Source organism: Cohnella terricola (genome assembly GCF_007786475.1).
GTDB classification, from domain to species: Bacteria; Bacillota; Bacilli; order Paenibacillales; family Paenibacillaceae; genus Cohnella; species Cohnella terricola.
Map to the genome: position 1 here is coordinate 1 of NZ_VNJJ01000025.1, position 14,792 is coordinate 14,792.

The window sequence follows — 14,792 nt, forward strand, 5'->3', positions numbered from 1 at the left end:
GAGTCATGTTGATATTCCTCCGATGAATGTTGTCTCGACAACCTCATTCTAAGAGAGAACTTTCAACATGGCTTTATTTAATGTTTACCAACAGCCATTTTACACAATTATATGGACTCTACTTCGGGTGGCAACGAATTCATGGATTTTGTACGAAGAATCGTTTAAGTAGGCTTGGTTGACCAGTAACGGTCGAGTTTTATACGATATTTCACTCAAAGTGGCGAAGCACGCCCCGATGATCCTGCACCGCGCAGGGTTAATTGGGGCGTTTTTTATTTTAATCCAGGAGGCGAAGAGATTGAGCTTCGAAATCGAACATGCAAAGTGGATGAACTGGCATTTAAGTAGACGTCAAGGAGAGCGAAAGGACGCACTGATGCGGGGACACGGTTATGGAAATCAAATGTTTGTCGAGAGTTCATTCTACTTTCCTGTAAGGCACAAAACGTTAATCGTTTCATCAGTGCCGATACGTTGTTTCGCGAACTTAAAGTTTTCTTTAACTTTCATATATAGAACAATCATTCATGATAAATTAGAAGTAACTTGGATCAAGGCATCGTTGAATGTGACGCTTTTGTAACTAGGAGGGATGGAATGAATGTAAAATCCGTGCAGCCAGCCAGTGATTATTTCAAAGCGATGCAGCAATGCAAGGACGCACGAGAGACGAAGGATCAGTCGCGTTTGGCATCTATTCGAAATACACTCATGCTAGGCAAGAAGCTACGTACCGACCAAATGGACTACTTACAGCGACATGATCCAAATCTATATGATCAAGCAATGAGCCTCTCGATGGAACGCCATGCGTATGAGGACGCATTGCAGTATAGCCGTAGCAAAGCGGATGCGAACTATTACAACACGTTCAAGCTGATGCAGATTGCCGGGCAACTGAAGCATGGTGGTTCCGAGGAGCTGCTGATGCGCACGAACGCGATTCAGGAAGCCCATCGCGAGTTCGTGCGATCAAGCAAGTATGCCTCACTGAGGTCAGATTGATACGTAGCAGAAATTATCATTATATATTGTGCGCCAGTATGGAGGGGTAGACGGATGACATTATCGATTAACTCGTATAACTTGATGAATCCGATTAGCAGAACGACGTCTTTGAGTTTCCAATCTTCCAATAGTCTGGGTGCGAATCCATCTTTATTTTCAAATTTCGTTTCGAAGAGCAATCCTTATGAGCAATATATCAAGACAGCAGCAACCGGGATTGCGAATTTTTTGAAATCTGCGCAGGCTATGCAAGCATCGGCGCTAAAATTAATGCAGAAGGATAATTCATCTTTCCAAGCAAGGACGGCGGAATCATCGGACAACAAGAAGGTTACTGCAACTGCATCGGCCGGAGCTGCAAGCAAAACTTATGAAGTTAAAGTGAATGCGATCGCGACTTCTCAAACGAACAGTGGAACATTTTTGTCTAAAGTAGAAACGTCCGTTGTAAGCAAAGGCATCAATCAGTTCAACATTACAATAGGCGGCAAGACGACGAAGGTATCGGCTTTTATCTCCGATAACGATTCGAACGATCAAGCGCTGACCAAGCTGAAAGATGCGGTCAATGCTGCGAAGACGGGCGTAACCGCCAGTATTGTAACGGATGAAAAAACAGGCAATAAGAAGCTTGAGTTAAGCAGCGACAAGACAGGAGCGGATCAGACTTTCGAGGTTGTAGATGTTACCGGCAACGCGATGTCGGCAACCGGCGTTAAGAATGCAACGCAACTAGCGTCCAATGCTTCCTACAGCGTGAACGGCGGCGCAACTCAATCTTCGCAGTCGAACACGATTGATCTGGAGAAGGGCAAAGCAACGGCGACACTAATGGCCCCATCGATGGAAGCTGTGAAAATTCAAATCAAACCGGACGAAGACAAAGTCATCGCGCAAGTTAAAGATCTGGTGTCGAGTTACAATACGATGCATGATCGCTTGAAAGAAACCGGTGGAGTTATGAATTCATCTGTCCGGAAAAACATGGAATCGTTAGTCAGCTCATCTATCTATGAGCGAATCGGTATTTACCGTAACGGCGATGGTACTCTCAAGTTGGATGAAGAGCGGCTTAAGAAGAGCTTAAGCTCAAATTTCGAACAACCAACGAAAGCGATTAGCGGCAACTTTGGCCTAGCTGACCGTCTATCATCAGCAGCGGAAAGATACAAGGAAGCCCCGGCAAGCAGCTTGCTGAACTCGAAGGCTCGCCAGGTGCAGCAATTCGCGATGTACCAGTTATCGATGCAAATGGCTATGCCGACACAGGTAAGCGGGTGGGTCGTGAATTCGCTTTATTAACTTGATACAGGCATTGAACAACAATATGAGTCAAGTTTGTACGATTTATCGCACAAGCGACCCTAGTTTTGGTGGGGTTGGAGCCATTTTGTACGATTTATCGCACAAAAGGCCGTTGGGTGGCAACGAAATCATGGATTTTGTACGAAAAATCGTTTAAGTAGGCTTGGTTTGACCGGTAACGACTGAGTTCTATACGATATTTCACTCAAAGTGGTGAAGCACGCCCCGATGATCAGCCACAAAGCAAAACGCCGTGATTTCGCCATTTTGCAAACAAGAATTCAAGCACGCCTAACGAGGCGTGTTTTTTGTTTTGGCTGCACTAGCACAGATCGAACAAATTGGTGCGTTCCGCGCGCAGGTCTCAACGATGGATTGCGAAATCGCAGTATGAGGCCATTATTATTTTCGCCAAGTACCAGAATCGTGCGGCTATGACCTTTCTAGACTTAGTGGGACTTTAATCTCCTAATTACTGCACAAATTTCCCATAATTATTAACATAATTTAACTTCAAATCCGACAAAAAGAATATATGGCTAACTAAGTTGAAAATGCGAGGTACATTATGGCTAAAATCGGAATCGATCTTGGGACATCCAACAGTTTGGTAGCCCATTGGACGGAGCAAGGACCTGTCATCATCCCCAATGCGCTCGGGAAAAATCTAACACCTTCAGTCGTCAGTCTGGACGAAAATAATGAAATACTCGTCGGGCAAATCGCCAAAGAGCGATTAATTACTCATCCCCGGCTCACAGCGGCTACCTTCAAGCGTTATATGGGGACGGATAAACAATATGTTCTTGGGCAATACACTTTTTCTCCGGAGGATCTTTCTTCTTTCGTGCTTAGAGCATTAAAAGCCGATGCCGAAGCCTTTCTAGGAGAGGAGATTGAAGAGGCCGTCATTAGCGTACCTGCCTACTTCAATGATACCCAGCGAAAAGCTACTCAACGAGCCGCCAAGTTGGCAGGATTGCATGTTGAACGACTGATCAGCGAGCCTACTGCCGCGGCGATATCCTATGGCCTACATCTTGAAAATTCGGAAACTAAATTTCTTGTCTTCGATCTGGGAGGCGGCACTTTCGACGTGTCGGTATTGGATTTTTTTGAAGGCGTCATGGAAGTGCAGTCCATCGCTGGTGACAACTACTTGGGGGGCGAAGATTTTACGGGATTGCTCATGTCGCACTTTGTTGAATCTCAAGGAATCGATTACCTTCAGTTTTCCGGTAAAGAACGGTCGGCATTGTTCAAGCAAGCCGAATTATGCAAGCATGCCCTAGGTAACGGAAATGTCGGAGAAATGGAATTTACCGATGGAGACAAAACTTATCGGCTTAGCGTGGATCGCAATCAATTTGAGCAGCTTGCAGGTCAACTTCTGTTGCGACTTCGCCAGCCGATTGAACGGGCGCTTAGAGATGCTTCGCTATCGCCTCAAGACCTTAATGCTGTTATTCTCATTGGCGGAGCCACTCGAATGCCGATAATCAAATCGATTGTTAGTAAAATATTCGGGCGCTTACCCTTCTCGCAAATCAATCCCGACGAAGCCGTAGCCTTGGGAGCGGCTATTCAAGTGGCTTTGAAAGAACGAGATACCAGTTTGGAGGAATTGATCTTAACGGATGTTTGCCCATATACACTCGGGACCGAAGTCGTGAGGAGAATGCAGGATGACCGGTACGAGAGCGGTTATTTCCTGCCGATTATCGAACGCAACACGCCGATTCCAGTTAGTAAGGTAGATCGATTATATACGATAGCGGATCAACAGACAGAATTGGAAGTAGTGATTTACCAGGGCGAAAGCCGTAGAGTCGAGAATAATGTCAAGTTGGGAATTCTTGAGATACAAATTCCTGCGGCTCCAAGAGGAGAACAAAGTATCGATGTACGTTACACCTATGACATTAATGGGGTTCTCGAGGTTGAAGTGACGACAGTGAAGACCGGGCAGAAGAAAAGTATGATCGTGGAGAAAAACCCCGGACAAGTTTCCCCGGAGCAAATCCAAGCAAGATTAGAAGAGTTGAAGCATCTTAAAATCCATCCCCGCGATCGCAGCGAGAACCGATTGTTAATAGCAAGGGGCGAACGAATATATGAGGAGTCACTTCACGAAAGACGTGACTTTGTTTCCAATATACTTGTGGAATTCGAAAGAATACTCGGTACTCAGAATGAGCAAGAGATCAAAAGAAAAGCGGCCATTCTGAAACAACAGTTGGATCAACTTGAAAGGTGGCAAGACAACTCATGACCCCATGGGAACTGCTGGGCATCAGCCGAACCAATGACATTAAAGCGATTAAACGCGCCTATGCCAAGCAGCTTAAAGTTCATCATCCTGAGGACGATCCGGAAGGTTATCAAATGCTCAGGGAGGCGTATGACAAGGTCTCGAGCATAGCTAAGAGGAACAGAGCGGATATCCCGATGATCTCAGATCCCCCAGATATTCAGTTGGATGAGCCTATTACCATAGCGGCTAATCCGAGGATTAGGATTATTGATCCCCCAGAAGATATCCAGTTGGACGTGCCCATTACCAAAGCGGTTAACCCGTGGATCTTTGTCGAGGAGCCAACGCCCCTAACGCCAAGCCGTCAAACGGTAGAGGACTTTATCGCTCGGGCTATAGAGATTTATGAACATTTTCCTTCTCGGATTGCTCCAGAACGCTGGTTGGAGCTGCTCAATTCGGAAATTACATGGAAGATTGAATATAAACAAGAGATCAGCGAGCAATTGTTAACGATCTTGCAAAGCCGACGTTATCTTCCGGTGGAAATATGGAAAATTCTTGAGGGTTTCTTTGGTTGGGAAGAGGTATTGAACGAGTTAGAATACTCTCCCTCAGGACGCGATCCTTTCCTGACCTATTACATCAAGCAATTGAGTGAGCCGGGTCTCCGATATGAATTCCTGCTCCAGGCGGATAATATCGATCGGGATCAATATCTCAGCTATCGCCAGCAAGTTTTCGAAGCGTTAAAGGAAAATAAGCTGGAGCTAGCACGCGTAGCATTGAATCAAGCGTATCTTCTCTATACAGATGATCCTGAATTGCTTCGTCTGCGAGGAGAATATGACCTGCGTATGTGCAATTATGAGAAAGCCCTAGTCGCATTTGACCAAGTCGTTAAAATGCTGCCGGATGAAATAGACAGTTATCTGTACCAGGCACGAATCCGGTATCTTAGAGGTGAAATCCCCCAAGCGATCGAGGAATATCAATTCATTGTGTCCCATTGGCCTCAGCATAAGGAAGCTATGATTATGCTAGGTAATTGTTATGTGAAAATAGATCATAACGTACAAGCCGAGGAATGTTTTAAGGAAGTTCTTAAACCTTCTTCAGATGGGACTGCTCCAAATCATATTCAAGCTGTAATCGGACTAGCTGTCATTAATCCTAACACCATTCAAGTAACCTCTAAGGCTCAGTCTAAGAAACGGCATGTATCTATGAAAATGAGACGGCTGCACACGCTAATCGTGGTCGCCACTAGTTTGATCATCTTCGGATTCGTATCTTACATGTGGCATGCTATTGAGGATAGAAGGCCAATTCCGATTACAAGCCTACAAGAACTGGAAGAGGTTCCAATGGGGAGTTTCGTTTCACTTAAGTTGAGCTCCACTGAAGATTTGGGAATCCGCCAATATGAAGTAGACAGGAATACGAGTAGCGCGAGATTGATCTACTTAGTGCGTGACGAGCAAGATAAGCGTATCGAGTCATTCGGATTACCCCTTATTGGAATGAACAAAATTGTTTATATGACGAAGATCGACGAACAGCATATTATTCTTGATTCAGACTTTACGCAAAAATTGGATGTTGTGATTCCAGAAGATCCTGTAATCGTTACAGGATATGTCAAGGAACTGCTGCATACGGGAGATTTGATGTTTTCTGTTTATGGAGTATTAATAAAGAGGTCTGAGACAGATTCCGGGCCCCAAATATATGCTAGATATATTGATGCCACAGCGACTCCTCCAGGAAGTAATCCTATTCATGTTTGGAATTCAATAATCATAATTGCTATGGGAGTTCTGTTCATTCGAAGCTTAATTTGGCTTATCGTAGAATTAAGAAGAGAACGCTATGCGGCCTGATCCTAACAACGAAAGGAAATGTCTATGTTCGACGCTCTGCGCAAGAAGTCTTATATCAATGCCATGACTTCTGTCTCTTATATAGGGGAACCTATTTATGATCTGGAACTTAGAAGAAGCAGCGATTTGAGAACCTGTTCCAAATCCATGCTTAGAGAGTGGATGAATTCTCGTTGGGGAATCAAGGATCAATTCAGCCTCAATAAGAAGCTGGAATGGCTGTTTTACAAAGGACACCGGATGGAATTTACGCAGTTATCTTATTTGTTATCCACCTTGTCCCACGATAAGCGTAATCAATTTATCTACAATCTTCCTGAGCATGATCCCCGAAAGATTAAGCTGTATCATGTCAATCAGTTCATGGGGACCCTGACTTCGGCAGGTATTGCTGCCTTTGATTATTCCTTATATATGCTCCTAAGCCAGATTGGAGTTCGACTCAACTATAGAAAGAGGGACGAAGCAAAAGCTTTCTATTTGGAAGTCGCCCAGATCGCTCAGAGCAAATATCAAAGCTGGATTGAGTTTATCCAGTCTTATATCGCAGGCATGTATTTTCATTCCCTGCCGCAAGAAAGCGATATTGTCCGTGACAGGAGCTACACCCTAGCTCAATTGATCACGCAGAAAAATAGCGCGATAAACTCTGTTGAATGGAATATTAAGCTCAGAAATGCTGAGGGATAAACGTGAATATGAATCTAAAATCGGATGCCCTTAGACGAAAAACAAAGCTTGCAACCTGTTACCGAATTAAAGATGTCGTCACCCAGAGCGAGTTGTCAATCGTCTATAAAGCACAGCACCTGGATAGCGGGCAAATCCACATTATTAAGGAATTTTTCCCTAAGCTGATTGTGAGTCGAAAGTCTGATGGTCGAACGGTCTATCGTCGCCCCAATGCGCCGAATGATAAGTTCGATGAACTCATGATCTCTTTTAAACAAGAAGCCTTGTTATTAAAGCAGCTTAATCATCCGAATATCGTCCGGTACATCGACCATTTTGAGGAGAATGGGACAGGTTACTTGGTGACGGAGTATTGTCGGGGAGAGACTTTGGATCGTGTCGTAAGAGATGCGGAATCGTCAGATGAGCTCAGGGGAATGAAGGCCTCTTTGCTTCAGAAGATTGAAATGATTATGAAGGCTCTGGAGTATATGCATAAGCATGGAGTAATTCACAGGGATGTGAAGCCTGGAAACATATTGCTCGGCATTGATGGAACACCAACATTATTGGATTTGGGCTCTGCAGTCCGGTATGATAACCAGCAGATTTATTCCATTGTAACGACGTCGGGATATTCTCCATTGGAATTGTACTCGGAGAAGTCGAAGCAAGGTCCGGTATCGGATGTGTTCAGCATGGCTGCAACCGTCTATTTCGTACTGACAGGAAAACCGCCCTTAGATATTAAGCAGCGGTTATTCGAGGATAAACTTCTATCTATTCGGGACAGCGATAACGAGGTTACGCCAATTTTGGCTGCTATTATTAAATGGGGTTTGGCGGTTAAGATCAGCAAGCGTTGTCGATCGGTTCGACTGCTTCGTGTTTTCATCAGGTTGGAGATGGGGATTGGAAAAGTAAAAACGTGGCTTGGTCCGAGGAAATCAGCCTCGAATCAAACCACGCAATCTGCTTCAAGGACGGCAGATTAACTGGCTCGTCCGTTAAAAATATTGGTGCTCGGTTTAATAGCCTTGTAACGAAGTTCAATTTCGGTAATGCCGTCCTCAAAAGTAATATACAATTTGTCGTTATAGTGAAGACTGGCCTTGCGGTTACTTCCAACTGGAACGGATCCTATTGTGAGCGTGCATCTCGTGTTATGGGATACGACTAGAGCGCCATTGGCTGCGGCTTCGAACACGATATGCGCAGTCTCAGGCAACTGCTCATGAATGTCCAAGCTTTCGAATAATTTCTTCAATGTTAGCTTTCGTTCAGCGAACGAAGTCAGAGACCAATATTTAACGGGGATATCGTTCCCGCTTGCGGTATCCAGGAAGTAGCCTTCTAATCTTCCTGTAAATAATGGCTTTGGCCTGTAATACCAGTATAGCAGTGCTGCTACGATAAGTACTCCTAGTATGATCAATGCGACGCGAATATTTCGTTCCCACAGCGATTTAACCGATAGGGCGACCATGTTCGTGACGGTGCTTCCTTCTGGATCCGTAGCCTCAATCGTCAGCTCGATCTTTCCTGATTTCTTTGGAGTCAACAGAAGGGAATCATCTATGATTTGCGCATCCAACTGATTTGCTCGAATATCCGATACGATTGTGTATTTCAATGGATCGGCATTCGGATCTGAGAAATAGTCGCTTAATGGAATCGTCACTTGACCATCCTCTTTCGTTAACGAAAGAGGCGTTTTGTCTATGGCCGTAGGTGCAAGATTCGTAATATCCACGATATTCTCTTGAAGTATACGATAAAAGTCGGGCCCGTTCAGATGGACTGACCATGAGTATTGGCCTGATTTCTTAAAAACATAATCGATTTGAAAGTGGTCATCATGCAGCTTCATCGGAATACTTTCCCGCTGCTGGGATTCGTAATCGTAAATGATAAGCAGGGCATCGAGAGACTGGTAGACGTCCAAATCCTGCAACATTTGCTCATTCGGATGTACAAGCGAAGAAACGAAAGTTACAGGTTTACCTTTTACGATGGAATCGTTCGTTATCTTGGCTTGCAGATGCATATCATAGTTGCCCAACAAGCTTACTTTAATGAGATCACCCGATGCTCCGCGAAATTTAAGTTTGAACGTTCCCTTCTGAGGCTTCAAAATTTTAAGAAGAGAATAGCTGTCCGACTTGGAATATCGAATGTTGGCCGATTGATAATACAATTGGGTTTCTCTTAACGGATGCTCGGCTAATAGGACGATATTCGCTTCCCGCATGCTGGAGTTGGGTATCGTGACGGTTACTTCCTGTAAGGAACCGGTTGCGGTCAGGGCAGCAACAGGCACTAATTGCGACTGAAATTGTTCGGCGAAGATTTTGTTGAATATTTCCGGAAGGTCATCCGCACTATCCGTCATATAGGACTGTCCACCCGTTTGTGCGGCAATCCGGTTTAGTTCATTCTTATTAACCGTCCCATCATGGTTAAGACCGATCGTATAGATCGGATATTGTCCAGACTTGGCATTATCGATCGCAGTCTGTATATCCTCATTCGAATCCTGTAGGGTTCTTCCTTTTGCTTGGTTGCCAAAGTCGGTTTCCCCATCGGACAAAAGAATGACAAATCTTTTGTTCCCCTCGATCTTGTCGCGTTCTAATAGATTCGTTCCTTCCCGAAGACCTAATCCAATATCGGTATATCCCGATCGGCGCAGCTCCGATAATTTGCGCTTCAGAGCTTCTCTTTTATCCTTCAGCGCAACAGGCGTTAACGGAACTTTCTCAACAAGCATGTGGTTATAGGCAGTAAAACCTACCCGTGTGCTGCTCGTTTCACTAATGTCCATGAACATGTTGATAACTTCAGTAGCGATCCGGTTAGGGTCTGAATCCTTCATAGAATAACTTGTATCAAGAACGAAAACCGCATCAATTCCAGGGAATCGATTGTTGGAGTCATCTGCGGCTGCTAACGATCTAGCAGGACTGAAAAACATAAAAGCGGCGATTGCGAGCAGGACAATGGGCTTAGCAATTCCTTTCGAGTTACCGATCATCGTTTGCGATATACCACCTTTGAAATGGTTTGTGAGGCCTAAGCAACACAATTTTCAGTGTATTATTTCGGCATAAAGACACAGAAATATTATCTAATTCCAGATTTTGAGACTATGGTCCCAGTATTTTCAAAATCCCAAAAGTTAATTAGGAAAATATATCCATGGAATAAAATATATTGTTGGGGTAATGTGGGTTTTAAAGCAACTCGAAATAGAATAATGAGTTAATTTGTAAAAATGTCGCAATCTGGAATTGAGGGCTTGCTGGATGTAGGGCCACACTCTTAGAACAAGGGAGACTATTGTCGTGGATATTATTAATCAAACAAATCGTACGATGCTATTCGAGGAAATTAATCCAGAGAAGCTAGATTTAATCACTCTTGTTGGTGACGTTAAAGGAATTGATAGTTTAAGTGACGATAAGATCAAAGAGATAAATCGGCACTTACTTGTACGTAACTTTGATGAATTTCTAGATAAATTCTCGCCTACCGTCTATTCGTTCTACAATGCGGCAAGCCAGAAGGTCATGTACACGCTGAAGAAACCGGAAGGAATATCCGAGGATAGCATCTCTGAAATCAGAGTGGATCAGAATAACGACTTTCTGAAAATGCTGTTTACGCTGATCGATACGAAACGCAGTCAAGGCATTACGAATGTCGACTTCAAATTCGAGAATCTGCTGGATATGATTTCGCCGAAGAAAGTCATGGACGATATTCGCCAGGTGCGCAAGGAGATTCACTATCTGCATACGCAATACGAGAAGTTGGAAGAAGGCGATCCGAAGAAGCTTGATTTGGGCGATAAGCTGAACGGTCTGTTCGAAGAAGCGAGCAAAAATTATAACAATGTAATGGCGATGCTGCCGCTTGCCATCGAAGATATTAAAACCCGACTCTTACTCGGAAGCTCGCAAGAAGAGAATAAGTCGGAAGCCGTCCAGATTGGCATGCTGTCGATCGGCGAAAGCGGCGAACTGAAGATTATCGAAGCGCCTAAAAACGATGGGACGGACTTAATGCTGCTAGAGGACAGTGGAAGTAACTCTCTTGCAGCCGTGTATGGGGAAGATTATGATTCCGTATCCGACACCTCCTCTACCTATGTGAAGGATCTTGTCGTTCGTACCTTCTGTCCTTTGCCTACCGTACAGTCGAACGTGGATACAGCTATAGAAGTGCAGAATTATAACACTTATTTGGAGTTCTACAAGAACGCCAAAGACGACTTCGTCAAAACCGTTAAGCCGCTTGTGGAGAAAATGCTAGGGATCAAAATGTTCTTCGATCAATATGCAACGAAAAACAAAGGCATGATCCCTTCTCTTCTGATTACGAACAGCAAACTGGATATGACGGTTAAGAGCGGCAATATTCCGCGCCTGGAGACGTTTCTCAACACCATCAACTCGAAAAATGATTTCACGGATACGATCTGGTACGGAATCGTTCCTTCGATCGAGCTGGAGACGGTAGGGAAGGTTAAAGTATCGCGCGAACGGTTTAAGGGAAATGAGAAGGTCGTTAAGCAAGATGGCAATAGCATTGAATCGCTATCGATGTTGCTTCAAGTGGTTAAGGACTACAAGCTGCAAGTATTCTTCAGCTTCGAGTCGGGCGAAGAAACTACCTTCAATAGTATAGCTACAGCCGGAATCGATAAATACATCGACAAATGCGCGGTACTCGTACGGAAAGAATATAGCGAATTCGCGGTTCCGTGCATGCCGAACTTTACTATCATACCGAAAGACAAATCAGGTGTTGTCATCGACAGCAAGATGCTTCAGACAGAAAACGGAGTCAAGCTATCCGACGAGAAGGAAGATATTCTTCGGTTATGGATCGAAGGGGTATACGTTGGAGGAGCTTATGTTGCAGCAGGGATCGTCGCTGCTTATCAGTGCTCGGAATACTTGCGGGAGCAATTCAAAACCGTAAGCAAGGACTACCCTGGAGTCCGCTTTGATATCGAAGCAGGAGATAACAGCTTGCGGGTCGTTACGACGATGGCCAAAGAAATTACCGGCTTTACGAACAATATTAAAGATTCGATAAACCGCAAAAATTTCGGCTTTATTTTCTCCTCGGAGAACGCCCAGCTTCAAGGTAAGGACATCAAGCGAATTACGGTATATAAAGCTCGCAGCCTGGCTCTGTCCGAGGATGGGTTCGACTCTATCTATAAGACGCTTGTCAGCACTTATATTGAGCGCAGTCTTCGCTTCCAAACCGGGGATTTCAAGCACGAGAACATCGTTAAGTTCTTCAGCAATAATCCTAACAGCCAGAAGAGCAAGTGGCTTGGAACACGAGGCTATATTAATTCAGTCATCCAGGATGGCGACGATATGAGTTACATCATTGATGAGAAGAGCCATATGTGTCATATCGATCTTGTGTTTAACGGCAATGTGAAAAACCTTGAGGTCATGATTACCAAAGGTACAACTCCCGTTAAAGCATGATAAGTAAGTGGTTGCGGATGTTAAAGGCGCGCTTGCTTCCTAAGCTCGCCTCTAAACATAAATCCCTGGAGCCGTCATCGGGCAAGGGAATCAAATTATACTGGGAGGAAATGAACATGGGCTTCACACTGAAAGTAGAAGGTTCCGAAACGATTGAACTGGGGTTGGATAATATCCAAACGGTTACCTACGACACGGATACGCCGAATGACTCCAATGCGCGTTCGACAGATGTAGGTGCAACGCTGCGTATTACTGGCAAAATTCTTACAGCAACGGATGGCGATAAATCAGACGATACGATGAAGCTGGCGCTTTGGTCGCTTGTACCTGCAGAGAAGGCAGACTGCTACCGCAAATTAACGGTTGAAGTGATCTCCGCAGACCAAGTGGTACGCCAAATCTGCTTCCCGAATGCATTCGTAGTGGACTACACGGAAACCTACGGTGACACGGAAGGCGTTGGTTCCTTCAGCTTGTATGTAAAGCAGAAGAAGGATAAGACCGAACTAGCTCAAATATTGGGCGGCTACTAAGACGAATTGAAGAAACGTCCCCTCTGAACTAGAGGGGACGTCTCTCTTCCACCATTCCAATGAATAAGAGTGAAGCCCATGAATTATTATGAACGATTGGAAATTGCCCCTAACGCCACAGATCAGATGATTAAGACGGCATATCGGCGGTTAGCCAAACAGTACCATCCGGATACGAATGGAGGAAGCCGGGAAGCGGAGCTTGTGTTCAAGCAAGTGCAACAGGCTTATGAAACCCTAAGCAACTCCGAAACCAGGCGCCAGTATGATGCGAGCCTTCAACGAAGCGAGGCTAACACCGCTCGCAAGGACATACCAGTCGATACTGCGAGCCCATTCGAGCGTTATTTCGGTTTTAATGCGAGAACTAATCAAGCATCTGATTCTAAACGGAATACCACGCAGAATGGCCCAATTGACACGGCAAGTTTATTCAATAGATTTTTCGGCGGCAAAGGATAGTACTTTAGTGAGAATCGGAGGAACGAAACGTGCGGGGAACGCCTGAAGCGACACGAAGCCGAGGGAGACCCATTTGGGTTCTCGCATTGGATTGCATGATTATTCTGGTCAGTGCAGAAGCGCTTTACTATACATATAAAATCAATACCGATACAACCCTTCAATGGGGAGTGGCGCTTATCGTATTGTGCGTAGCGACCTATATTCTGATAAGACGCGCCCGTAAATTGCAGGGAGGTACAAAGAAGAAATTAAAGTCCGTTTCAAAGCTCGTTCTGCTCGATGAGGATGGGGAGAGCGTAAAGGAATGGTTTATTCAAGGCGAGACCTCTCTCTTAATAGGCAAGAGCTCAAGCCGCGAGGAAGTAGACATCGACTTGTCCGATACGGAGTACGCCTCGCTCATTAGCCTGCAGCATGCCGTACTTAATTATTCCGAGGGAAGCTGGTATTTAGAAGATCTGGATTCCCGGAACGGGATTGGCATACGCTCATCGAATCAAAGCGCGGCTGTTCGTCTAGACCCGGATGCGACGCATCGGGTAGAGATTGGCGACCTAATCTACCTGGCCAATACGAGGATTATAGCGAAATGATAATTTGCCGAACCAACTGACGGAGGAATGAACATAATGAGTTTGACTAGATGCCCGAACGGGCACATGTTCAGCACAAGAAAACATGGTAATGTTTGCCCGTATTGCACCATGAGCGTGGATCCCGCATCGAAAACGGACAAGCGCCAAGCGCCAATTCCTACGGAAGAGGAGAAGACCATGCCCTATATGGGGGAAACAAGGGGGATTGACCCGGTATCCGGATGGTTAGTGTGTGTCGAGGGACCCCAGTTAGGACAAGATTACCGCATTATGTCGGAGAAGAATTTTATTGGCCGCGCGGAAGAGATGCATATTCGAATCATAGGGGATAACACGATCTCGCGCCGCAACCATGCGGTTATCGTATACGATCCGAAAAAACGCAACTTCTATTTGCTCCCGGGGGATGCATCCGGGCTTGCTTACCATAATAATGAAGCCGTCTATGCGCCGGTTGAATTAACGGCATACGATGTCATTCAATTGGGGAGCAGCAAGTTTGTTTTTATCCCGCTATGCGGGCCTCACTTTGAATGGGATAACAATATGAACTAAAG

General features: G+C 45.0%; 12 protein-coding genes. 11 read left to right on the forward strand and 1 reads right to left on the reverse strand.

The features are described 5' to 3' along the window. Positions 1-600 precede the first annotated feature (600 nt). The 6 genes from FPZ45_RS24010 to FPZ45_RS24035 all read left to right on the forward strand — a co-directional run bounded on the left by FPZ45_RS24010 (position 601) and on the right by FPZ45_RS24035 (position 8,120). Entirely contained in the window at positions 601-1,008 is a 408-nt protein-coding gene (locus FPZ45_RS24010) for a hypothetical protein (RefSeq protein WP_144707201.1), read from the forward strand. Between the two features lie 54 nt (positions 1,009-1,062). Then, positions 1,063-2,313, forward strand: coding sequence for a flagellar filament capping protein FliD (gene fliD, locus FPZ45_RS24015; RefSeq protein ID WP_144707202.1), 1,251 nt, complete (start codon positions 1,063-1,065; stop codon positions 2,311-2,313). A gap of 571 nt (positions 2,314-2,884) precedes the next feature. Further along, positions 2,885-4,588 (forward strand): molecular chaperone HscC, encoded by a 1,704-nt coding sequence (locus tag FPZ45_RS24020; protein ID WP_144707203.1) that lies wholly within the window; start codon positions 2,885-2,887, stop codon positions 4,586-4,588. Beyond that, positions 4,585-6,453: a J domain-containing protein gene (locus FPZ45_RS24025; protein WP_144707204.1), complete on the forward strand. Its 1,869-nt coding sequence runs from the start codon at positions 4,585-4,587 to the stop codon at positions 6,451-6,453. Before FPZ45_RS24020 ends, FPZ45_RS24025 begins: the two co-directional genes overlap by 4 nt. A gap of 24 nt (positions 6,454-6,477) precedes the next feature. Next, the gene (locus FPZ45_RS24030; protein WP_186438548.1) at positions 6,478-7,143 is read left to right on the forward strand and encodes a DUF1266 domain-containing protein; all 666 of its coding nucleotides are present in this window, start codon (positions 6,478-6,480) and stop codon (positions 7,141-7,143) included. An 8-nt stretch (positions 7,144-7,151) separates the two neighbouring features. Then, complete coding sequence (locus FPZ45_RS24035) at positions 7,152-8,120, forward strand: serine/threonine protein kinase (protein ID WP_144707206.1); 969 nt, start codon at positions 7,152-7,154, stop codon at positions 8,118-8,120. Here the strand turns inward: FPZ45_RS24035 and FPZ45_RS24040 are convergent. Further along, positions 8,117-10,159, reverse strand: coding sequence for a VWA domain-containing protein (locus FPZ45_RS24040; protein ID WP_144707207.1), 2,043 nt, complete (start codon positions 10,157-10,159; stop codon positions 8,117-8,119). The genes FPZ45_RS24035 and FPZ45_RS24040 overlap by 4 nt on opposite strands. A gap of 310 nt (positions 10,160-10,469) precedes the next feature. Between FPZ45_RS24040 and FPZ45_RS24045 the strand changes: the two genes are divergently transcribed. The 5 genes from FPZ45_RS24045 to FPZ45_RS24065 all read left to right on the forward strand — a co-directional run bounded on the left by FPZ45_RS24045 (position 10,470) and on the right by FPZ45_RS24065 (position 14,790). After that, positions 10,470-12,638 carry a transcriptional regulator gene (locus FPZ45_RS24045; RefSeq protein WP_144707208.1) on the forward strand — a complete coding sequence of 723 codons (2,169 nt, stop codon included), beginning with the start codon at positions 10,470-10,472 and terminating at the stop codon, positions 12,636-12,638. A gap of 116 nt (positions 12,639-12,754) precedes the next feature. Continuing rightward, complete coding sequence (locus FPZ45_RS24050) at positions 12,755-13,174, forward strand: membrane-associated protease 1 (RefSeq protein ID WP_144707209.1); 420 nt, start codon at positions 12,755-12,757, stop codon at positions 13,172-13,174. Positions 13,175-13,252: 78 nt separating this feature from the next. Continuing rightward, on the forward strand, positions 13,253-13,636 hold the full coding sequence (locus tag FPZ45_RS24055) for a J domain-containing protein (RefSeq protein ID WP_144707210.1): 384 nt from the start codon (positions 13,253-13,255) through the stop codon (positions 13,634-13,636). 29 nt (positions 13,637-13,665) lie between these two features. Next, a complete protein-coding gene (locus FPZ45_RS24060; RefSeq protein WP_246120574.1) occupies positions 13,666-14,232 on the forward strand; it encodes an FHA domain-containing protein in 567 nt (188 codons plus the stop codon). Between the two features lie 36 nt (positions 14,233-14,268). Continuing rightward, positions 14,269-14,790, forward strand: a complete 522-nt coding sequence (locus FPZ45_RS24065; protein WP_144707211.1) for an FHA domain-containing protein — start codon at positions 14,269-14,271, stop codon at positions 14,788-14,790. Positions 14,791-14,792 lie beyond the last annotated feature (2 nt).